Annotated in this window: 18 protein-coding genes; 7 read left to right on the forward strand and 11 right to left on the reverse strand. The window is 61.1% G+C overall.

Features of this window, described 5'->3' with window-relative positions; translation table 11 throughout:
• Positions 1 to 5: 5 nt before the first annotated feature.
• Positions 6 to 2594: a DUF1217 domain-containing protein gene (locus MOV63_RS14715; protein WP_247034467.1), complete on the reverse strand. Its 2589-nt coding sequence runs from the start codon at positions 2592 to 2594 to the stop codon at positions 6 to 8.
• 305 nt (positions 2595 to 2899) lie between these two features.
• On the opposite strand from MOV63_RS14715, the gene MOV63_RS14720 reads away from it, so the two are divergent.
• On the forward strand, positions 2900 to 3466 hold the full coding sequence (locus MOV63_RS14720) for a DUF6101 family protein (protein WP_038584180.1): 567 nt from the start codon (positions 2900 to 2902) through the stop codon (positions 3464 to 3466).
• An 81-nt stretch (positions 3467 to 3547) separates the two neighbouring features.
• On the opposite strand, the gene ubiA is transcribed toward MOV63_RS14720, so the two are convergent.
• From ubiA to MOV63_RS14740, 4 genes are all read right to left on the reverse strand, one after another.
• Positions 3548 to 4498 carry a 4-hydroxybenzoate octaprenyltransferase gene (gene ubiA, locus MOV63_RS14725; protein ID WP_247034468.1) on the reverse strand — a complete coding sequence of 317 codons (951 nt, stop codon included), beginning with the start codon at positions 4496 to 4498 and terminating at the stop codon, positions 3548 to 3550.
• A gap of 124 nt (positions 4499 to 4622) precedes the next feature.
• Positions 4623 to 5432 carry a MipA/OmpV family protein gene (locus MOV63_RS14730; RefSeq protein WP_247034469.1) on the reverse strand — a complete coding sequence of 270 codons (810 nt, stop codon included), beginning with the start codon at positions 5430 to 5432 and terminating at the stop codon, positions 4623 to 4625.
• Positions 5433 to 5532: 100 nt separating this feature from the next.
• The gene (locus MOV63_RS14735; protein ID WP_247034470.1) at positions 5533 to 6789 is read right to left on the reverse strand and encodes a cyclopropane-fatty-acyl-phospholipid synthase family protein; all 1257 of its coding nucleotides are present in this window, start codon (positions 6787 to 6789) and stop codon (positions 5533 to 5535) included.
• Between the two features lie 173 nt (positions 6790 to 6962).
• Positions 6963 to 9260, reverse strand: coding sequence for a Tex family protein (locus MOV63_RS14740; RefSeq protein WP_247034471.1), 2298 nt, complete (start codon positions 9258 to 9260; stop codon positions 6963 to 6965).
• Positions 9261 to 9486: 226 nt separating this feature from the next.
• Here MOV63_RS14740 and MOV63_RS14745 point away from each other — a divergent pair, with 226 nt between their 5' ends.
• From MOV63_RS14745 to MOV63_RS14765, 5 genes are all read left to right on the forward strand, one after another.
• Positions 9487 to 9696, forward strand: coding sequence for a hypothetical protein (locus MOV63_RS14745; RefSeq protein WP_038540434.1), 210 nt, complete (start codon positions 9487 to 9489; stop codon positions 9694 to 9696).
• A gap of 146 nt (positions 9697 to 9842) precedes the next feature.
• Positions 9843 to 11114 (forward strand): phosphoribosylamine--glycine ligase, encoded by a 1272-nt coding sequence (gene purD / locus MOV63_RS14750; RefSeq protein ID WP_247034472.1) that lies wholly within the window; start codon positions 9843 to 9845, stop codon positions 11112 to 11114.
• 100 nt (positions 11115 to 11214) lie between these two features.
• Positions 11215 to 11733 (forward strand): plant virulence effector HPE1-like domain-containing protein, encoded by a 519-nt coding sequence (locus tag MOV63_RS14755; RefSeq protein ID WP_247034473.1) that lies wholly within the window; start codon positions 11215 to 11217, stop codon positions 11731 to 11733.
• A gap of 89 nt (positions 11734 to 11822) precedes the next feature.
• A protein-coding gene (locus MOV63_RS14760; protein WP_247034474.1) for an IS630 family transposase occupies positions 11823 to 12771 on the forward strand; the annotation gives its coding sequence in 2 pieces (ribosomal slippage) (positions 11823 to 12158 and positions 12160 to 12771; 948 coding nt in all).
• 289 nt (positions 12772 to 13060) lie between these two features.
• Positions 13061 to 14914, forward strand: coding sequence for a methyl-accepting chemotaxis protein (locus MOV63_RS14765; protein ID WP_247034476.1), 1854 nt, complete (start codon positions 13061 to 13063; stop codon positions 14912 to 14914).
• 87 nt (positions 14915 to 15001) lie between these two features.
• Here MOV63_RS14765 and MOV63_RS14770 read toward each other — a convergent pair whose 3' ends face one another.
• The 6 genes from MOV63_RS14770 to MOV63_RS14795 all read right to left on the reverse strand — a co-directional run bounded on the left by MOV63_RS14770 (position 15002) and on the right by MOV63_RS14795 (position 21984).
• The gene (locus MOV63_RS14770) at positions 15002 to 15316 is read right to left on the reverse strand and encodes a DNA-binding protein (RefSeq protein ID WP_038540427.1); all 315 of its coding nucleotides are present in this window, start codon (positions 15314 to 15316) and stop codon (positions 15002 to 15004) included.
• Between the two features lies 1 nt (position 15317).
• Positions 15318 to 15551 carry a type II toxin-antitoxin system RelE/ParE family toxin gene (locus tag MOV63_RS14775; protein ID WP_309500829.1) on the reverse strand — a complete coding sequence of 78 codons (234 nt, stop codon included), beginning with the start codon at positions 15549 to 15551 and terminating at the stop codon, positions 15318 to 15320.
• A 135-nt stretch (positions 15552 to 15686) separates the two neighbouring features.
• Positions 15687 to 18020: a glycine--tRNA ligase subunit beta gene (gene glyS / locus MOV63_RS14780; protein ID WP_247034479.1), complete on the reverse strand. Its 2334-nt coding sequence runs from the start codon at positions 18018 to 18020 to the stop codon at positions 15687 to 15689.
• A gap of 88 nt (positions 18021 to 18108) precedes the next feature.
• Positions 18109 to 20037: a DUF2207 domain-containing protein gene (locus tag MOV63_RS14785; protein ID WP_247034488.1), complete on the reverse strand. Its 1929-nt coding sequence runs from the start codon at positions 20035 to 20037 to the stop codon at positions 18109 to 18111.
• 33 nt (positions 20038 to 20070) lie between these two features.
• The gene (gene aroA, locus MOV63_RS14790) at positions 20071 to 21345 is read right to left on the reverse strand and encodes a 3-phosphoshikimate 1-carboxyvinyltransferase (RefSeq protein WP_247034490.1); all 1275 of its coding nucleotides are present in this window, start codon (positions 21343 to 21345) and stop codon (positions 20071 to 20073) included.
• Positions 21346 to 21432: 87 nt separating this feature from the next.
• Positions 21433 to 21984, reverse strand: coding sequence for a LemA family protein (locus tag MOV63_RS14795; RefSeq protein WP_038540412.1), 552 nt, complete (start codon positions 21982 to 21984; stop codon positions 21433 to 21435).
• A gap of 200 nt (positions 21985 to 22184) precedes the next feature.
• Between MOV63_RS14795 and MOV63_RS14800 the strand changes: the two genes are divergently transcribed.
• Positions 22185 to 22382 carry a hypothetical protein gene (locus MOV63_RS14800; RefSeq protein WP_247034480.1) on the forward strand — a complete coding sequence of 66 codons (198 nt, stop codon included), beginning with the start codon at positions 22185 to 22187 and terminating at the stop codon, positions 22380 to 22382.
• The last annotated feature ends 14 nt before the right edge of the window (positions 22383 to 22396 follow it).

Here is a 22396-nt window from a genome sequence, read left to right on the forward strand (position 1 = left end):
CGCCCTCAGCCCATCCGGATCTGGGACAATGCCCATAGGGTGTCCGAGCTGATGCCGACCGAACTGCCGTCGCTGCTTAGAATGCTCACTGCCGATGCCGTATTCTGGCCGTTTTCCAGGTCGTACATGATCGTGAAGCGCTGGACCAGTTTCTTGACCTTCTCCGGATCGCTCAGATCTTCGAGGTTGAGCTTGTTCTTGACGATCTTGGCCTGCTGGTCGACGTCCATGTTGGCGATTTCCGCGGGCAGGCTGAAAGTGACGCGGAAGAACTCCTTCAGTGCCTCGTCGCCGAGGATCACGTATGGGTCGGTGATGCTGTCCGACATGCGCTCGAAATAAAGCGCCAGGCGGACGCCCGGATTTTCCTCGCCCTGCTGGTTTTCCAGAAGCTGGCGGACGTAAAGGTCCTGGGTCGCGACGACTTCGCCGCCGTTCTGGGCCTCGCCTGCCGAGCTTCGGTCGATCTCGCCCTTGGAGTCGAAATTGAAGGTACCGACGAGCTGCGCGAACCGCTTGTCCGTCTGGGTATTCACGAAGCTCTTGGGGTCGGCGGGATCCGAATTGAAGGCCTTCTTCAGGAAATCGTTGGTGACCTTGGAAGGGTCGATCCCCTTCGATATCAGCAGGATGTCGAGCGTCTTGCGATCGGCGAGCAGTTCGTCGCGGCTGCCGATGCGCTGCATTGCGTCGGTATAATATTTGGCCTCCGTCTGGGCTTTCGCCCTAGCCGCTTTGAGTTCATCGCCTTCCATGAACCGGCTTTTGCGCAGGATATAATCCTTGGCAACGTTGGTGATTGCCGCATTGGACTGGAGCAGCACCTGGCGGGTGACTGCCCCCTTGGGGTCGAAGTTGAAGAGCTTGGCAAGCGAGACGAAACGTTCGTCCTTCAGCTTGTAGATATAGCTGTTCGGGTCGGAAAGGTCGCTTTTCAAGGCACTCTTGATCGTCAGCTTCGAAACGGTGGCGGGGTCGAGGCCAACCGCTTGAAGAGCAAAATCGTAGGATTTGTCGGCATCCGCGCTCAGAAAGTCGTCCAGCGTCCTCACTTCCGAAAGGTCGAGCTTGTAGAACTTGATGGTCTTGTCGAGATCCGCTTCCTGTTTGTCGTCCCAGCGGCTCATATAGTCGCTGCGGGTGGTACTGGTCTGTAATTCGTCCTGGGCCTGGCCGGCGGCGACGGTACCGTCGGTGGCAAAGTTGAAGGCCTTCGCCAGATCCAGATATTCCGGATTAGTAACGCCAAAGCGGTTCGCATAGCTATCGGGGTCGGAGAGATCGCTCGTCAATATCTGTTCGATCGTGGACTTGACGACCGTGACCTTGTCGAGATTGAAGGCGACCTTGATATATTTGAGAAGCCGGGGATCATTGATGAAATCGCTGACGTTGGTAGCCGTCTTGAGCTTCTGCTCGAAGAGCTCCTGATTGAACATCGCCTCGCCATGCGTAATCCGGGTCTGCTTGTTGAAGAAACCTCCGACAATCTCCAGCAGCTTTTCCGGAGTGACCGCGCCGCCTGCCGGCACAGAGCCGTCAGCGTTGAAGCTGAAATCCTCGGCGAGCGATTTCATCAATGCGAGATAAGGCGCATCGGACGCCCCAGCGCTGATGATGGTCGCGAGTTCGGCGCGCCGCGAGTCCGTCTGGGCGATCGGCACCAGCCTGCCATCCAGCTCGGTGTAGCGTGTCTGCGATGTGGTGAGGTTATCCTGGTCCGTTTGGATTGCCTGCACCGTATTGGTCAGCTCCACCTGCATGGCGTCGATCTCGGCCTGGAGGGTCGCCGGGCCGCCATTGTTCAGCTCGTCCTGCTTGGCGGCGATCTGGGTTTCGAGATCGGTTTTCTTCTGCTGGCCGAGTGCGATCGAGTCCTGCAGCGTGGGAATGCCGGTGCTGAGGCTCAGCCGCTCGGCAAGCTCCGTATCCTCGGTTTTCGCCGCATTGTACTGGTCGAGATTGTTGCCATAGGCGGTGTTGTAAAAGCTGGTCGGATCGGCCGGATCGCTGGTCAGCACGCCGCGGATGGCATTGTAGTTGTAATATTTCGTATCGATGCCATAGGCCGTGAACAGGTAGTCGCGGAGCCTCGGATTGGCCAGCAGCTGATCGACATTGGTAATATTGCCGGTTTCGCCCAGCATGACCTTGAAATAACGGGTATCTTCCTCGATCGTATCGTTCTGGGCTGCGATCGTCTGGTCGTAGGTATCGAAGAGTTCGTCCATCTGGCCGTTGGACTGGGCGGCTGCCCCCTCTCCGTTGGAAACGCCGAAATTGAACGCTGCGGCGATATTCTTGTAACGGTCGTCGGTCAGGCGGTTTGCAAAGCTATTGTCGTCGCTGAGATCGCTTTCCAGCACCTGCTTCATGAACGCCTTGGCATAGATCATGTCGTCCAGGCCGTGGGCCTGCATCGCATAGGAATAGAGGCGATAATTGCCGAGGAACTCGTCGACGGTTTTCACCTTGCCGATATTGTCCTGATAGTACTTCGTATCGTTGACGACCGTCGTCTGCCCGGCAATGTTTTTCAGGCTCTTCTGCATGTCGCGATTGACAAGATCAAAGGTGAGATAGGTCGATACCATGGAAGGGCCTCACGACTCGGAATTATGCTGCCGCAATCATTGCAGTCTAGCCTTGCCTGTGGCTTTTCGAAAGGGTTTCGACATCCCGTCCGGAATGTCCCAGGCCTGCACAGCAATGCCGCGATTCACCTTCCGGAAACCCAAATCCGACCCCTTTTGCTAACCATCCAGGCAGGCAAGGCTTCTTTAACCGCTATTTTTAAGCAGTCTCGAACATGGCCCGCCCTATGCTTTGGGTATCAGAGGACAAAAGTCCCGTAGAGAAACCGGCAACGGCTCTCAGGTAAAACAAGGGTAGCATATCGATGACCAACACTGTTCTGAAGCCCGTCTGGGCAGGGTCGACATTCAGGCTCGATCCGTCTCGTTTCCCGCAGCAGGTTACCTATGCGCTGCGCGAGACCTCAGGAGATGTCTCCATCACCATCGACGAACGCGGCGCAGTGCTGCGTAAGATCCTCCCCGCAAGCGGCCTGCCGCTCTCCTTCGCCTTGCCCGCCCGCGCCTTCAAAGGGGTCGCGGCCCGCGCCATAGACCACGGCGACGGCGAAGTGACGGTCACGCTCGAACTGCATCACGACGATCCGGATCTCTGCATTCCGCTGCTCGTCGCCCACGACCTCTGCGACATCGCTGCCGACTGGCGGAGCTGGTCGGACGCCTATCGCATTCCGATGCTGATGGTGGAAGCCGACGGCATAGCCCGGCCGCTGGAAAACCATATCGGCGACGTACGAACCAACGGCGTCAAGCAGCGCCGCCGTCATTCCTATTTCGCGGCGCGTCGTCCGCGCTTCCTGGTCCGCCGCACCACCGGCAGCCTGGGCGTGACGATGAAGATCGAAGGCAAGGAAATTATCGCGCGACGCTAGGGCTTTGCTTGTCCCTTTGCCCACCGCCTCTCGCGATAATATGGGAGGGAGCCCGATCCTTGAGCGGTCCGGCTTTTTCCGTTAGAGGGCAAGCGACAGGACGAGACCGGCAAACAGGATCGCGCCGACGCGGGTGTTCGACTTGAAAAGCCTCAGGCACTGGTCGGCATTGTCGATATCGAGGATCAGCACCTGCCAGCCGAACATCAGGGCTGCGGCGAGAAGCCCGAGATAGGCGAGGAACCCGACGCCGGCCGCTGCGAACGCGAGCAGCAGGAAGATCAGCGTCAGGCCGTAGAGGCCGATCAGCCAGGGTTTGGTATTGTCGCCAAAGAGGCGTGCTGTCGAGCGCACCCCGATCAACTCGTCATCCTCCTTGTCCTGATGGGCATAGATCGTGTCGTATCCGATCGTCCAGGCGATGGCGGCCAGGTAAAGCCAGAGGGCGGCAGCGGATAAGCTGCCGAACACACCGGCCCAGCCCATCAGCGCGCCCCAGGAAAAGGCAAGGCCGAGGAAAAATTGCGGCCAGTCGGTAAACCGCTTGGCGAAGGGATAGATCGCCACCACCGCCAGGGACAGGATGCCGAGCAGGATGGTGAAACCGTTGAACTGGATGAGGACGAGCAGGCCGATCAGCGCCTGCACGCCAATGAAGACCTTGGCTTCGAAACGCGACACCCGGCCGGAGGGCAGCGGCCGCGAGCGGGTGCGCGCCACCTCCATGTCGATATCGTGATCGACGAGGTCGTTATAGGTGCAGCCCGCGCCGCGCATGGCGACCGCGCCCAAGAAGAACAGCACGAGGTGGAAAAGCAGGAGGCCGAGGGAAAACGCGCCCTCGCCCTTGGCAGCATTCGCCGCCAGCGCCGCCGACCAGAAACACGGCCACATCAGAAGCTGCCAGCCGATCGGCCGGTCCCATCTCGCAAGCTGAGCATAGGGCCAGGCCGGCCGCGGCAGAACCCGGTATACCCAGTTGTCGGATGGAGCGTCGGCCACGCGGCCGCTGAAATCGTCGGCGTTCGTCATGGCCGGTTCTAGCGCCGGCCGAACGCCACGGTCAAGCCGGCGCTTTGTCGCTCTTCGGAGGCGGAAAGCCCACGCATTAGGGCGCGGACGCGTCCGCGCCTTCCGTCGTGAGCACGCTCACGACTTAGGGAAGCGAGAAGCCGAATTTGTAGCTTGCCGAAACGCCGAACATCAGCTGATTTTTCGAACCGCGTTCGCGCACGAGACTGCTGTCGGCGACATCGCCGGTCAGCCGTTTGTATTCGGCAAACGAGGTGAGTTCGAGTTTCTCGGTCGCCTTCCAGGTCAGCGCCGCACCGACGCCGACCGAATGCAGGCCGCCGCCCGGATCGTAGGCGGAGAGACCCGATGCCGCTGACTGGCTCGGCGTCACCTTGTAATAGGCGTCGTTGTAGCCGTTGCTTGCCCAGGTCGCGCGCGGACCGCCGGAAAGCCGGAGATCCGGCTGAAGATCGGTGAACGCGTCGACCGAGACATCGGCGACGACGCCATCATGGCTGCGGACGCCCTGGCGGACTTCGGCGCGGGCGCGGATCCAGTCGGTCGGGTAGATATCGATGAAGCCGCCGACTTCGCCGCCGAGCTTCACCTTTTTCAGACCCTTGAGATCGTCGGAGGTATCGTCGTCGCGCGGCATGATCAGTTTGGCCGCCACGCCGGCGCGGATCGAACCCTGGTCGATCAGCGCGAAGGAGATGTTGTCATTGCGGGAAGAGAACCGCGCCTGTTTGGCGTTCTGGCGGCCGAGCGAGATGATCGGCGAGAACTGCAGGCTGCGGCCGTTGTCGCCCTCGAATTTCGGCGCCACGAAACCGGCGCCGCCGAGCGTCAGGTACCAGTCGCCGGACCAGAAGCCTTCCTGAGCCTCGGCGCTCCCCGAGGAAACAATCGAAAAAATGGAAAGAAAAAAGGCAGCCCGGACAGGCAAGGACATGGCAACGGATCCTGAAAACGCAAAACAGAACAGAGATCCCACTGGGGATTTCTGTTCTATTATCGCATTTGCATTGCCAGCTTGTTAACCAAGCGAAAAATCACACCGCTACCTTGTCGAGCGGGATGCGGCTCCCTTCGAAGGCTTTCAGTTCCGCCTCGCGCTCGTAGATGTAGTCGCGGTTGTCCGGAACGGCGGTGCGCTTCTTGACGATCTGCATCTGGAAGATGAAGAAGCTTTCGTGGGTGAAGGCCATTTCCGAACCGGCGAGATAGAACTCCCACATCCGCACGAACCGTTCGTCGTAAAGTGCCGCAGCCTTCTCCTTGTTGGCCATGAACCGCTCGCGCCAGTGGCGCAGCGTGTGGGCATAATGCATCGGCAGGATTTCGATGTCGGAGACGAGCAGGCCCGCCTTCTCGATCGACGGCATCACTTCCGAAAGCGCCGGAATATAACCGCCCGGGAAGATGTATTTCTCGATCCAGGGATTGTTGATGAGGGCCGGATAGGGCTGGCCGATCGAATGCAGCACCATGACGCCGTCATCGGCGAGCACGTCGTTTACCTTGTCGAAGAACTTGGGATAGTTCAGCCGGCCGACATGCTCGAACATGCCGACGGAAACGATGCGGTCGTAGCGCTTATCCGGCGGCAGATAATAATAGTCCTGCAGCTCGAAGCGGACGCTGTTGGCAAGACCGCGCTTGGCGGCGCGTTGGTTCGAAATCTTGAGCTGCGCGGTCGAGAGCGTGATGCCGGTCACGTCGACGCCGGAGGATTCCGACAGATACATGGCCATGCCACCCCAGCCGGAACCGATTTCCAGCGCCTTCTGCCCGGGCTCGGCAAGCAGCTTGGCAACGATATGGCGCTTCTTGGCGATCTGCGCCTCGTCGAGCGAAATGCCCGGCGGGTTGAAATAGGCGCAGGAATATTGCCAGTCCTCGTCGAGGAAGAGCGAGAACAGCTTTTCGTCGAGGTCGTAATGATGGGCAACATTGCGCCGGTTATGGTTGATCGGCACGCGATTGCGGAACTGGGAAACCAGCACGCGGGCGATGCCGCGCCAGATCATGCCGAAGGTCAGTCCTTCGCTGAGGGTATTGTCCTTGATCAGCGCAAGGAACTCATAGATGTCGCCGTCATCGATGACGAGACGGCCGTCCATGTAGAGCTCGCCGAGCTTCAAGGGAGGATCCGCCACCAGTTCGCGTTCGGCGGCTTCGTCGATAAACCGTATCGAAACGGATCGCCCACCGCCGCTCCCGTAACGTTGCTCACCTCCCGAGCCGCGTACGATCAAAGTTCCTGTCTTGATGATTTTGCTGAGAAGATTGTGAAGGGACGAGGCCACGGACCCACCTCCAATAATAATACTAAGGGTGCCTTACTAATCCAAAATCTAATCGTTTCCCTGCGACTTTCAAGCACATTGCAGCCATCAAAATGACATAAAAAAACAGGCCGTCAAACCCCCGCCTGACGACCCGCATCCTATAATTGAAATTCTGCCGAAGCCGGCCAAAATCACTTGCGTTTTAAAGCTTCCGCGAGTGCTGCGCCGAAAGCGCCCTGAGATGAAGATTTTTCAGTTTTCATCATTTTCGGGTTAACCGGCCGGACGTCGCGGTCGCCGCGCGGAGCGGGTGCCGCTTCGCCGCCGTCCTTGCGCATGGTCAGCGCAATTCTCTTGCGCTTCACATCGACCTCGACAACGCGCACTTTGACGACGTCGCCGGCCTTTACCACCTCATGCGGATCCTTAACGAAACGGTCGGCCAACTGCGAAACGTGGACAAGGCCGTCCTGGTGCACGCCGATATCGACGAAGGCGCCGAAGGCGGCCACGTTGGTGACCGTGCCTTCGAGCATCATGCCCGGCTTCAGGTCGGTGATCTCGTCCACGCCTTCGGCAAAGGTGGCGGTCTTGAAGCTCGGGCGCGGGTCGCGGCCGGGCTTTTCCAGCTCGGCGATGATGTCCTTGACAGTCGGCAGGCCGAAGGTTTCGTCGATGAACCGCTTCGGGTCGAGTGCCTTGAGCGCCGCACTGTCACCCATCAGCGAGCGCAGGTCGCGGCCGCAGGCGGCGACGATCTTCTTGGCGACGCCATAGGCTTCCGGATGGACGGCGGACGAATCCAGCGGCTCCTTGCCGTTCGGAATGCGCAGGAAGCCTGCCGCCTGTTCAAACGTACGGTTTCCGAGACGGGCGACCTTCAGCAGGTCCTTACGGCTCGAAAACGCGCCGTTCTGGTCGCGATGGGCGACGATCGCCTCGGCAATCGAGCGGCTGAGGCCGGAAACACGCGAAAGCAGCGGTGCGGACGCCATGTTCAAATCAACGCCGACGGCGTTCACTGCATCTTCGACCACGGCATCCAGCGAGCGAGAGAGTTTCCCCTGGTCGACATCGTGCTGGTACTGGCCGACGCCGATCGATTTCGGTTCGATCTTGACGAGTTCCGCCAGCGGATCCTGCAGGCGGCGGGCGATGGAAACGGCGCCACGCAGCGACACGTCGAGGCCGGGGAACTCAAGAGCGGCCGTTTCCGACGCCGAATAGACCGAGGCGCCGGCTTCCGAGACGATGACTTTGGTGGGCTTCTGCCCAGGCAGGTTCAACAGCATGTCGGCGACCAGCTTTTCCGTCTCGCGGCTGCCGGTGCCGTTGCCGATGGCGATCAGCTCGACATTGTGCTTGCGGATGAGCGCGGCGAGTTCGGCCTGGGTGCCGCGGATGTCGTTCTTCGGCGGGAACGGATAGACGGTCGTGGTTTCCAGCAGCTTGCCGGTGGCATCGACGATTGCCACCTTGACGCCGGTGCGGATGCCCGGATCGAGGCCCATCGTGGTGCGCGAACCGGCGGGTGCGGCGAGCAGCAGGTCCTTGAGGTTGCGGGCGAAGACGTGGATCGCCTCCTCCTCGGCGCGCTCGCGCAGTTCGCGCATCAGGTCGAGCGACAGCGACACCGAGAGCTTGACGCGCCAGGTCCAGCCGGCCGCTTCCATCAGCCAGCGGTCGGCGGCACCCCGGTCCCGGATGTCGAAGGCAAGCGCGATGATGCGCTGGGCGGGCTTGACCGGCGACGGATCGTCCTGGTCGACTTCGATCGTCAGGGTCAGGAATTCCTCGTTCCAGCCGCGCAGCATGGCGAGCGCCCGGTGGCCAGGCGCCGTCGACCAGCGTTCGGAATGGTCGAAATAATCGGAGAATTTTGCGCCGGCCTCCTGCTTGCCGTCGACCACCCTGGCCTTCAGCGTCGCGCCGGCCCGCATATGCTGGCGCAGGCGGCCGAGCAGGTCGGCATTTTCGGAGAACGTCTCGGCGACGATATCGCGAGCGCCTTCGAGCGCACCCTTCACATCGGTTACCTCGTCCTTGACATAGGCTTCGGCAAGCTTTGCCGGATCGACGCCGCGGTCGGCCCAGATCGCCTCGGCAAGCGGGCCGAGGCCACGTTCGCGGGCGATCTCGGCGCGGGTGCGGCGCTTCGGCTTATAGGGGAGATAAAGGTCCTCGAGCTCGGCCTTGGTCGTCGCCTTGCCGATCTTTGCGGCAAGCTCGTCGGTCATCTTGCCCTGCGAATTGATCTGGTCGACGATAGTCGAGCGGCGCGCTTCGAGTTCGCGCAAATAGACCAGCCGTTCTGCCAGGTTGCGCAGCTGCGTATCGTCCAGCCCGCCGGTCACTTCCTTGCGGTAGCGGGCGATGAACGGCACCGTGGCACCGTCGTCGATCAGCCCGATCGCGGCGGCAGCCTGTTCGGGACGGGCATTGATTTCCGCGGCAATCGCGGCAGCAAGGAAACGGAGATCGGCGGCCATGGGCGTCCTCGTTCAAATGGGAGGCGCGACCATAGTCGAAGTTTGTGGCAAGGCAACGTGGCGAATGCCGGTTCCACAATTTGCTTTCAACCAACCGTGCCGAAACGAAACACGGGTTGACCGGTCGCTAACCAAGGCCCTGTGGAAAAGAACCAACGCACTCTCACCTCCGGCAAGAGGCCATTAAAACCATTCCGCCGCATGATGTGGCCGAATGGAGATACGAATGCCCAAAAAAGCCGCCAGGACACTGGCATTTGACACGGCGGTCGCCAATGAAGAGCTAGAGGCTGCCATTTCCTATCTCGAACAGAAGCTGGACGATGCGTCCTTTCGGAACGAACCGGTGCCTTTCCTCGCCTATCGGAACAAGGTGATCTTCCAGACGACGCTGGATATCCGCCGCGGCGCGAAAAACCGGCGCGGTGAATTCTGACCTTTATCGAACGCGACGGCCTCCCATCGAAACGCCATGACGGACAGAAGATGGGAGGCCACCTAAGCCTTGGCCCTTGACCTTTGCCTCCCCTCCCCTTAACCGCCGCGCAAGGCCAAGGTTTTCAGCGCAGGCGAGGGCGAGACATGAAGGTTCTCTTGATCGGTTCGGGTGGACGCGAGCATGCGCTCGCCTGGAAACTCGCGCGGTCTCCGAAACTCGGCAAACTCTATGCCGCACCCGGCAATCCCGGCATCGCCGAGCATGCCGAACTCTTGTCCCTCGACATCGACGATCATGCCGGCGTGGCGGCCTTCTGCCTCGACAATGCGATCGACCTCGTCGTGATCGGGCCGGAAGCGCCTCTGGTTGCCGGGCTCGCCGACGTACTGCGCGCCAAGGGCATCGCGACCTTCGGCCCGTCTGCTGCCGCAGCTCAGCTCGAAGGCTCGAAGGGTTTCACCAAGGATCTCTGCGCCCGCTATGATATCCCCACCGGCGCCTATCGCCGCTTCACCGATGCCGCCGGGGCGAAGGCCTATGTGCGCGAACAGGGCGCGCCGATCGTCGTCAAGGCAGACGGGCTTGCCGCCGGCAAGGGCGTCACCGTCGCCATGGCGCTGGAAGAGGCGCTTGCGGCGATCGACGACTGTTTCGACGGCGCCTTCGGGGCGGCCGGTGCGGAAGTGGTGGTCGAAGCCTATCTCGATGGCGAGGAGGCAAGCTTCTTCTGCCTTTCCGACGGCAAGACCGCACTGGCGCTTGCCACGGCCCAGGACCACAAACGGGTCGGCGACGGCGATACCGGCCCGAACACCGGCGGCATGGGCGCCTATTCGCCTGCCCCGGTGATGACGCCGGACATGGTTGCGCGCACCATGAAGGAGATCATCGAACCGACCATCCGCGGCATGGCGGAAAGTGGATATCCGTTTACCGGCGTGTTCTTCGCCGGGTTGATGATCACGGCCAGGGGCCCGGAACTGATCGAATACAATGTCCGCTTCGGCGATCCAGAATGCCAGGTGCTGATGATGCGGCTGAAGAGCGACCTGCTCGACCTGCTCCATGGGGCGGCGATCGGAACGCTCGACCAGGTTTCCGCTGAATGGAACGACGACGTGGCGCTGACCGTGGTGATGGCTTCCAAGGGTTATCCGGGCGCCTATGACAAAAATACACCGATCGCCCATCTGCCCGAGGGCGCTGCCGGAGAGAAGGTCTTTCATGCCGGAACGGCGCTCAAGGATGGCACTCTCGTCGCAACCGGCGGCCGTGTGCTGAACGTTACGGCGACCGCCAAGACCGTCGCAGATGCGCAAGCCCGCGCCTACAGGCTCGTGGACCAGGTCGAATGGGAAAACGGCTTTTGCCGCCGCGATATCGGCTGGCAAGCGGTGGCGCGCGAAAAGAACTGAGTGCCGGAACGGTCGTTTCATTTAAAATTTACCGATTATCCAGACGGGATCGAAACGAAGCCGCGATAATCATGGGAAACCTCAAGAAGGATTCCCGGTTATGCGTCTCGTTCTGGCTACAGTTCTGGTGTTTGCAAGCAGTTCGGCTTTCGCGTCGTCGATCACGGTGATCGACAACACGCACAAGGCGGGCGTCAGCATCCTCACCAAGAGCTGCACAAGCTGCCCGAGCGCCGTAGCGCCCAAATCGGACGAGGCAACCTACAAGGTTCCCGATCTGCCGGCAGGGATCCAGAAGACGGAGATCATCGAGATCAACGGGGAAAAGAAGCTGGCGCGTACCGAGGCCTGGCTTGGCGGCTCACCGGTGATCCATGTCAGCAAGCTTCCCAAATGGATGGCCGAGGAAAACGCCATCGCCGAGCTTCACCCGACCACCAACGGCTCCACCGAAACGCAGATCGCGACCGCAGAAGCCAAAAGTGACGGCATCGACGCCGACGCCCTGACCAGCGCGGTGAAGACCATCGGCAAGGCTGAGGTCGGGATCGTCGAAGCATCCCTTACACCGAAGCCGCTGGCGCTCGACACGTTCGAACTGCGCACCGATCGCTTCTAGAGCGTTTCCGCATTTGAGTGAATCGTGTTGGATTCCCAAATCGGCGTTGATGTGATTCAAGATGCTGGCTGGATGGAGGCCAGCATCTGATGACGCAAGCTTTATCGAATGATCTGCGTAACCGTGTTGTGGCTGCGGTATTGAGGGGCGAAAGCAGTCGAACCGTGGCGGCCCGCTTTGGCGTTGCTGTTTCGTCGGTGGTGAAATGGTCGCAGCGCTACCGTGCGACGGGATCGGTTCAGCCCGGCAAGATGGGTGGGCATCGCAAGCGCATTCTGGAGCCGCAGCGTGCCTTCATCACCGAGCGGCTCAATCAAAATCCGCATCTGACACTCCATGGTTTGAAGGAAGAACTGGCGCTGCGTGGCATCGCCGTTTCCCACAATACCATCTGGGAATTCATCCGGCGCGAAGGACTGCGCTTCAAAAAAAACGCTGTTCGCGCTTGAACAAGCCCGTGCCGACATTGCTCGTCGGCGCGAGCGCTGGAAATCCTTGCAGCAGCATCTTGATCCTGAACGGCTCGTCTTCATCGATGAGACCTGGATCAAAACCAATATGACGCCGATCCGTGGCTGGGGGCCGAAAGGCAAGCGATTGCGCGCCTTTGCACCGCATGGTCACTGGCGCACGCTCACCTTTCTCGGCGCTCTGCGCAGCGACAGACTGACGGCGCCTTGCGTCTTCGACGGTCCGATCAACGGGGAGTGCTTCCGCGCCTATGTCGAGCAGCAGCTCTTGGCTGTTCTCAAGCCGGGCGATATTGTCATCATGGATAACCTCGGCAGCCACAAAGCGGCAGCGGTTCGCCAGATCATCAGGACTGCCGGCGCAAAGCTCTGGTTCCTGCCGCCCTATTCGCCCGATCTGAACCCGATCGAGCAGACCTTCGCCAAGATCAAGCATTGGATGCGGTTGGCGCAGAAGCGATCCGTCGAAGATACCTGGAGGCACATCGGACAACTCGTCCAAACAATCCAGCCACAGGAATGTGCCAACTATATCTACAATGCTGGATATGCTTCCGTTAAAACATGAAACGCTCTAAGTTTAGAATATCATTATATTTACATAGCAGAAAGTGCTCCGAGAACAGCCTTTCCCGGTATGCGCGTAAATTGCGCATCATCAAATCCGACCTGCCCAAAATATTCGCATTTGCGGCTGTCAAGGCCCGGATAATTAAATTTTTATTCAAATATTCGGGATCACTCTCCCGTCATAGTGCGGTGTAGCACGTGACCGGTGCAGAACGCGCCTTCCCCAAAAACTTCGTCCCGCTCCGGCTCCTCCGGGAGAGTTCGGCTGCCTGAAAGTGAGTCGAAACATGAAGAATCTCAAGATCTCCCACCAGTTATTGGCCATGGTGGCAGCGCTTATGGTGGCTTTCACGGCTGTCACCTACTATCAGATCCGCGCCTCGATCGCCTCGATCTATTCCGAGCGCTACGACATGCTGCGCACCCAGGTGGAGTCCGGCATTTCCATCCTGCAATCCTATTACGACCGGGAAAAATCGGGCGAACTGAAGCACGAGGATGCGCAGAAACTGGCTTACGCAACCGTAGCAGGGATCAAATACGAGCCGGCCGGCTACATCTTCGGCCTGAACTACGACACGGTCACGCAGTTCCACTACAATCCCAAGCTGGTCGGCGTGAACCAGAAGGGTCAGCCGGACAAGATGGGCAACCTGTTCCGCGAAGAGATGGTCGCCAAGGGTCGTGCCGGCGGCGGCGTTACCACCTATTATTGGGAAAAGCCAGGCATGCCGGCCGACCAGGTTTTCCAGAAGGCTGCCTACTCCCGCGCCTTTGAACCCTGGCAGATCATTGTCGGCACGGGCGTCTACACCGACGACCTCGACGTCAAGATCAACAAGACGATCCTGGAAGTGGTCGGCGTCGGTTTCCTCGCCTTCCTGCTTGCACTCGGTGTCGCCCTGATCGTCATCCGCAATATTACCAGGCCTCTGGCCGCAGTGCATGGCGCATTGGAAGCCGTCGCCGACGAAAATGTCACCGCGACGATCCCGCACACGGACATGTCGAACGAAGTGGGGATGATGGCGAAGGCGACCCAGGCGCTGCAGGAAAAGATCCGCGAACGCCATGCGATGGCCGCCCGCGAGGAAAAGCAGAAGACCGAGCTCGACCGCGAGCGCCAGCAGAACCTCGACATGCAGCAGCAGGAAGCAGCGCTGCAGACCCGGGTCGTCTCCACCATCGGCGAAGCGCTCGAAGCGCTCGCCCATGGCGACCTCACGGTTCGCTGCGCCGATCTCGGCGCCCGCTACGAAACGCTGCGCCACAACTTCAACGAGGCGCTCGTTCATCTCGAGGCCGCGATGAGCAAGGTCAATGCCAAGGGCATCGATATCGGCGGTTCCAAGGAGGAAATCCGCCGCGCCTCGAACGAATTGTCGCAGCGCACCGAACGCCAGGCCGCCAATCTCGAAGAGACGTCGGCCGCCCTCGACGAACTCGCCGTCGCCGTCCGCCAGACGGCAGAAGGTGCGCATGAAGCCGCCCAGCGGGTCACCTCGGTCAGCGCCGAGGCCAACCGCTCCGACCAGATCGTCGCCCAGGCGATCGACGCGATGGGCGGTATCGAACATTCGTCGGAAGAGATCTCCAAGATCATCGGGGTGATCGACGACATCGCCTTCCAGACCAACCTGCTGGCCTTGAATGCCGGCGTGGAAGCGGCCCGCGCCGGGGAATCCGGCAAGGGCTTTGCGGTCGTCGCCCAGGAAGTGCGCGAACTCGCGCAGCGCTCCGCCGCTGCGGCAAAAGAGATCAAGGACCAGATCTCGCGCTCTTCCGGCCAGGTGCAGAACGGCGTGCGCCTCGTCGGCGAGGCTGGCGAAGCGCTGAAGCGAATCTCCAACCAGGTGAAGGCGGCGAGCGACATCGTCGGCAAGATCGCCCATTCGGCCTCCGAACAGGACACCACGCTGCGCTCGATCTCGTCGTCGCTGAACCAGCTCGACGCGGCGACCCAGCACAATGCGGCGATGGCGGAAGAGACCACCGCCTCGGCCGAGGCGCTTGCCGCCGATACCGACGAACTCTTGAACCTGATCAGCAGCTTCCGCATCAACGCCCATCAGGACACCGGCTACAATGCCGGCGCCGGCAGCCTCAACCGCGTCGCACAGAAGATGCGCCGCGCCAGCTGACGCCAATCCCACACATGGACCCATACATGGGGACGGAGGAACCGCCGGGTCGAAGGATCCGGCGGTTTTTTGTTGGGCAAGATCGGATCAGGCGGCGGCCACTGCCAGGTGGATGCCCGAGCTTTCCTGCAATTGCCGTATGACATTGAACAGATTATCGGCGCGCGGATTGCCTTTTGGCCCGAACATTCGCATCAGGCTCTTGGCTGGCATATCGACTTTTTCGGCCAATGTCTCGAAACCGATCGTGGCGTTGATGAAATCGCGCAGCACGCTCTTACCGGTTTCGAGATCGCCTTCCAGAAGAAGTTCGACCGCATCCGAAAGCAACGCGGCGCGAAACGCCGGATCCTGATCCAGCCGGGCCATTACCGTTTCCTTGAATTCGCGTGTCAGGGCCATCTCAGCTTCCCTTCCTGGATTTGTAGTTCTGCCAATAGCCAAGCGCGGTCTCGATATCATTTTGCTGGCGCTTTTTGGTTCCGCCGACCAGCAGGATCACCAGTTGCTCGCCGTCCCGACCGAGATAAATCCGGTAGCCGGGCCCATAATCGATCCGATATTCCAGCACTCCGGCGCCGACCGACTTCACGTTCGAGAGATTGCCTTGTCCGATCCGCGCCAGCGCAATCGTCACCTTCGAGGCCGCGCGGGACTCGATCTTCGAAAACCACCGCCCAAACGGGCTCGATCCATCTGGCTCAAGATATTCAGTGATCTTCATTGGACGATGGTAACATATGCGTCACCATCGTCCAATAGCGTCGGACGTTCAGCCGCTGATCTTGGAAAAGTCCGCGACGGTCGCGGTCGCCTCGCGGATGGCCTTCAGGAGGGCCAGGCGGTTGGCGCGGATGGCGGCGTCCTCGTCGTTGACGAGCACGTCCTCGAAGAATTTGTCGACCGGGACACGGAGTTTCGACAGGGCTTCCATGGCCGAGCGGAAATCTTCCTTGGCGACGGCCTCGGCCGCCTCCTTCGAGGCGACGACGACCGCCGCCCAGAGCGCCTTTTCGGCATCGAGCCTCAGCAGTTCTTCCGAAACACCATCGGCAACGACAGTGCCCTTCTTCTCCTCGGCCGCGAGCAGTTGCACGGCGCGCTTGGTGCCGGCGAGCAAGTTCTTGCCGTCTTCCGAGGTGATGAAGGCCGTCAGCGCCTCGACGCGGCGAGCGACCAGCAGGAGGTCGTCGGAGGACGGCGTGAGGACGGCGTCGATCAGGTCGTGGCGGGCACCTTGATCGCGGAGATAGACTTTGAGGCGGTCGTGGAAGAAGGAGAGGAGGTCGGATATTTGCCTCGCCTCATCTGGCTGAATAGCAGCTTGGAAGCGAAGCCTATTACCGATCTCCGTAGCCTGTGCTGCCAACTGCTGAAACTGAACAGTTGCCTGCCTATTGTTTTTTGCAGCGCCTTCATTCAATCGGCGCTGTTCAGCGATATTCGCATGTATCCAAGCGAAACGAGTGGGATGAACTAACTGCGAAATTAGCGGCAGCCTGACCTTCCGCTCCAATAGGATGCGCACCGCTCCGAGTGCCGCACGCCGCAGCGCGAAGGGGTCCTTAGAGCCAGTCGGCTTTTCGTCAATCGCCCAGAAACCAACCAATGTATCAAGCTTATCAGCCAGTGCGACTGTCAACCCGACCTTGTCCTCCGGCAGACGATCTGAAGGGCCATTCGGCTTCCAGTGGTCTTCGATGGCGGCAGCAACCGAGGCGTCCTCACCCTGAAGCATCGCATATTTGCGGCCCATCAGGCCCTGCAGTTCGGGAAATTCGCCAACGGCTTCGGTGCGCAGATCGGCCTTCGCCAGCACTGCGGCACGATCGACGAGTGTCGGATCGGCACCGGTGACCTCCGCCAGTTTCTTCGCCAAAGCTCGGATACGTTCCACGCGTTCGCCCTGCGTGCCGAGCTTGGCGTGGAAGGTCACGTTCAGCGCGTCGAGCTTTGCCATGCGTTGGTCGAGCGGCTTCTTGAGGTCCAGGTCGAATTTCTTCGCCGACTCCTCCAGCGTGTCGAGATCGGGCATGTCGCCCTGGTCACGGGTCCAGAAATGCTTGGCGTCGGAGAGGCGGGCGCGCACGACCTTGCCGTTGCCGTGCATGATCTCCTTGCCGCCGTCCTTCGCCTCGATGTTCGAGATCAGGATGAAACGGTTGGAAAGCCCCTCCCCGCCGGCCTGCGGGCGGGTGACGAAACATTTCTGGTTGGTCTTGATGGTCAGGCGGATGATTTCGGCCGGGATTTCGAGATAATCCTCTTCGAACTCGCCCATCAGCACATGCGGCCATTCGACGAGGCCGGAGACTTCCTCCAGAAGGCCCTCGTCCTCGACCAGATCGAGGCCGTTGGCGAAGGCGAGATCGCGGGCATCGTGCAGGATGACGTCCTTGCGGCGGTCGGCATCGAGCATGACCTTTGCCTTTTCGAGGCTCGTCACGTAGTCGTCGAAACGGCGCACGGTGATGGCGTCAGGCGCGTGGAAACGATGGCCGTAGGTAATGTTGCCGGCGGTCAGGCCGTCGATCTCGAAGGGGATGACCTGGGTTTCGTCATGTTCCGGGCCGAAGACGCAGACGATCGACTGCAGCGGGCGCACCCAGCGCAGGCTTTCCGGACCCTTGCCGTCAATGCCGGCGAAACGGGCGCCCTTCGGCATGGAAGCGGCGCCCCAGCGCATCGATTTCGGCCAGGGGAAATTGCGGATGATGCCGGGCATCACCTCGGCGATGATGTCTTCCGCCGGGCGGCCGGGCTTGGAGATGACGGCGGCGTAGAAATCGCCCTTCTTCGAGTCGTTGACGACCTGGGCCTCGGAAATCGACGAAAGACCCGCACCGCGCAAAAAGCCGGCGATGGCACCTTCCGGCGCATCGGTGCGCGGACCCTTGCGCTCCTCGCGCTGATCTGCCGAGCGGGCGGTCAGGCCGCGGATATCCAGCGTCAGGCGGCGTGGCGTCCAGTACTCGCGCGCACCCTCATAGGTCAGCCCCGCTTCCACCAGCGCGTCGGTGACGAGCTTTTTCAGGTCCCCCGCCGCCTTGCGCTGCATGCGGGCGGGAATTTCCTCCGAGCGGAGTTCGAGAAGCAGATCGGGCATCGATAATCAACTTTTTGATGATTGTTCAACAGGGCGTGGCCTTAGCAAGCCCGCCGCCAAAAGTCACCAGCCGGATTGGCGAAAGTGTTTACCAGCCGCCTCCGCCGCCACCGCCTCCGCCACCGCCGGACGAACCGCTGGAAAAGCCGGAGGAGGACGAGGAGGATTTTGGCGCTGGGATGGTCGAGGCGATGGTGGAGGCCATCGAGGAGGAGAAGCTGCCGATGCGATCGCCGAAATTGGAGCCGTAGTTGCCGCTATACCAGCCGGGCGCATAGGCGCCGACGGCAGCGCCCGCAGCGGCGCTCGCAAGCCAGACCTCGAAGGTGCTGCTCCAGGGCTTTTCGACGCCGAGTGCCACCGCATAGGGCAGCAGCTTTTCGAAATGCTGCGGCGACATGGTGGGTGCGCCGGCGGTGTTCATGCGGTCCTTTTCGGCGAGCGTCAGGTAGATGCGCAGGCCCTCGATACCGTCCATCAGCTTGCGGCCGAGCGGCGTCGGGGCGCCCATCAGGAAGAAGAAAATGACGTTGGCGAGCACGATGCCGCCGACCGAGACCATGATTGGCCAGTGCTCGTCGCCGGTCATTTCCGACATGATCCCCACCACGACCGCCGAGCCGATCGACAGGGCCACCAAGCCGATAAAACCGAGGATAACGACCGAGACGATTTTCGAAATCAACGACGAACCGCGGCGCAGGCCCTTGCCGAAGGCGGCGGCGAGCACGCCGAAGACCACGGCAAAAAAGGCCGGGATGATCAGCGTCGCGATCATATCCGGTTCGAGATTGCCGAAAACGACCAGAGAGACGATGGAAAGCACGCTCAGCACGACGCCGCCGATCACGTAACCCTTGTTGCCGTTGTAATATCTGCCGCGGTGTTCCTTCTCGATTGCCTGGCGGAAGCTTGCGCCGATCGACTGGACGGAGGTGCCGTGCGCCTCGTCGATGATCAGTTCCTGCCCCTTGGCGTCGATGGAGCCGAGGATGGAGGCCTGGCCGATCGGCACCTCCCTCGGCGCGGCCTTACCGGTGCGCCGGATAATGATCTTTTCCGCGAGATCCTCCAGCGTCACGTAACCCTTGACCGCAAGATCAAGCGCGCTTGCGGCAAACGCCGTCCAGCCGCCGCCCGAAAAGCCCTTGTTGTCGATATAGTTGACCAGCGCCGGCGACAGTCCCTCCGGTGCATCCCAGCGGGGCACCACGACGCCCCGGTCCGGGTCGCGGCCGACGCGGCCCCAGAAAAGCGCATAATAGCCGACGACGAGGACGAGGCCGACGATCGAGATGATCGTCCCGATATTGTCGCGCCACCACCATTCGCTTTGCTGATCTTTCGAAGGCGGAGCGATAATGCCTTTGGGAAAGCCTGCAACGATCGTCAGGCCCTCCTGCATGCCAAGCGGCCGGGTGGTCGAAAAGACCGCCAGATTGCCGTTCGCCTGCATGCGGGCATTGCGGGCGGTAGAGCCGAGCGGGCCGGTATAGGCGGCGGTCTGGGTTATCCGCGCGGCGGCCGGCAGGGTCACCCGCGCCGACGCCTGGGCGATGCGGAATTCCCAGCCATTGCCGGTCGCGTTCCAGTAAAGCTCGTCGTGGTCGTCGAAATAGCGGATCTGCCGGTCGGTCTTGTAGGTGAAGACGAAGGTGTGCTCGCCATTCCGAAGGAAGACATCCTCGTCGCCGGAATAGATGCGGATGCCGCCGGTGACACTTTCCGTATGGAAAGGTTCGGCTTGGCCGTCGCGGGTGACGGAAACGACCTCGAAGCCGACCCGCACGGTGCGGCCGCCGGCGTCCTGCATCGTCAGCGGGAAGTCGCGAAACAGGCCGCGCTTGATCCTGTCGCCTTCGGAATTGGCGACGATCGTTTCGGTCACCGTCAGGTCGCCATTGTCGGCTACCTGGATGTCGGAATGATAGGAGCGGATATATTCCTCCGCCGCGGCGGGCAGCGCCGCCGACAGCGAGAAAAGCAGAGCCAGGCAAAAGCCGGAGAACCACCGCATCACGACATTCCTCCTCTTCGGCGGGTTTTCCGCTTAAACTATGTCCGTATATTCGACGCCGAGCGAGGCCAGCACGTCCCAATAGCTGGGGAAGGTCTTCGCGACGCAATCGGGATCGAGAATGGTGACGCCGCCGATCATCAGCCCGGCCAGCGCAAAGCTCATGGCGATGCGGTGGTCGGCAAAGGTATTGATCTCGGCCGGCAGGGTCTGGCCGGCAAGCAACGGGTCGGAGGCGACGATCAGGTCGTCGCCCTCTTCCGTCGCAAGGCCTTCACGAATGGCGTTGAGGCCGAGCGAGAGTGCCCTCACCCGGTCGCATTCCTTGACGCGCAGGTTGGCGATGCCGGTAAAGCGCACCGGCGTTTGGTTGAAGGCGGCCAGCACGGCAAGTGTCGGCACCGCATCCTGCATCTGCGAACCGTCGATTTCGGCCGGCAGGTGCGGGAATTGCGCGATCACCTCATAAGCCTTGGCATCCGGTTGGGTGAAGGCGGTGGCCGCCACGCCGAGATCGATGGCACCGCCGGTCAAGACTTCCGCAGCCCAGAGATAGGTGGCGGCCGACGCGTCCGGTTCAATCACGAAATCCGCCGCGCGATATCCGGTCGGTTCGACCTTCCAGGTCGCCGCATCGATCTGATCGACCTTGGCGCCGAAGGCCTGCATGGCGGCGAACGTCAGGTCGACGTAACCGCGGGCGCCGATTTCCGCGCCGGCCAGTGCAACCGTCAACGGGGCGTTGGCACCTTGGCTGACCAGCGGCCCCGCCATCAGCAGCGCCGAGACGTATTGGCTGGAGAGACCGGCGTCGATCTCGACGCGGCCGGAGGCGAAATGACCGTTGCCGCGCACCGTCACCGGCGGGCAGCCGGTCGGCGCCTCGGCATCGATGCCGAGCGACTTCAGGGCGGCGACCAGCGGGCCGATCGGCCGCTTGCGCATGTGTTCGTCGCCATCAACGACGACGGTGCCATCGACCGAAGCGACGGCTGCGGTCAGGAAACGGGTCGCGGTGCCGGCATTGCCGAGGAACAGCGGGGCGGACGGCGGCAGGAGCTTGCCACTGCCCGTCACAACGAAGGTGGTCTCGTCCGGTTGATCGACCGCCACGCCCATGGCCCGCAATGCGTCGGCCATGTAGCGCGTATCGTCGCTCCGTAGCGCACCGGTCAACCGGCTGGTGCCCTCGGCAAGGCCCGCCAGAAGCAGCGCGCGGTTGGTGATCGACTTGGAACCCGGCGGCATGGCACGCCCGGAAAGCGGCTTGCCCGGCGGCAGGATGGTGAGTTTGGCTCTACCCATGATATTCGTCTCTTAACGCCAATGGAATGCCGCAACGAGCGGCCGACCGCGCTCTTAAACCGTTGCGGCACGAAGGTCCAATGACGGATTTCAGAACTTGACGGTCGGGACCGCCCGGTCGGCGGCGTTCTCGATCTCGAAATACTCGCGCTTCGAGAAGCCGAACTGGCCGGCGACCAGGTTGTTGGGGAAGCTCTCGACCTTGACGTTCAGGTCACGGGCAGCACCATTGTAATACCGCCGCGACATCTGGATCTCGCTCTCGATGGTTTCGAGCGACGCCTGCAGTTCGGAGAAGTTCTGGTTTGCTTTCAGGTCCGGATAGGCTTCGGCAAGTGCGATGATCTTGCCGAGCGCCTGGCCGAGCAAGCCTTCCGCCTGGGCGCGGCCGGCGACATCGCCTGCCGGCACCGCCTGCGCCTGGTTGCGCAGCTTGACGACTTCCTCGAACGTACCCTTTTCGTGGGCGGCGTATCCCTTCACCGTCTCGATCAGGTTCGGGATCAGGTCGGCGCGACGCTTCAACTGAACGTCGATGCCGGACCACGCCTCCTCCGCCATCTGGCGGGCTTTGACGAGGCCGTTGTAGATCATAACAACGTAGAGTGCGACGAGAACAATTATGCCGATCAAAATGTACATCTGAGTCTCCCGACTTGGCCTTGCGATGGGACAGTAGAGGCGTGGTATAAAAAAGTGGTTGAAGTCATCGATTATTTTTCGCGGTCAATTTTTTGACTTACCGCAAAGTTCCGATCGCCCGGATGCCCTAGATTCTCTTACAGAAAACGGGCGATTCCAAAGATTCGGCCCCACCTCAAAACAATCTGGATGGAATTGCCATGGCGTGCCTAGCGCGAACCGCCAATGTGCTGGCGTTTGCCCTGCTGTTTTTTCAGTACGGGGTCATGATGAAGCCCCCGGCACCGGCCGGCACACGGCGGTTTCTGCAGATCTATGCCGGGCAGCTTCCGACCGGCGCCTATCCGACAATCAAACCCGTCTGGCAGCTGGGCACGCAATGGGCGGGAACCGTTTGAACGGTTCGCCACAC

Origin of the sequence: Neorhizobium sp. SHOUNA12A, assembly GCF_023006505.1 — a bacterium.
In the GTDB taxonomy this organism is placed as follows: Bacteria; Pseudomonadota; Alphaproteobacteria; order Rhizobiales; family Rhizobiaceae; genus Neorhizobium.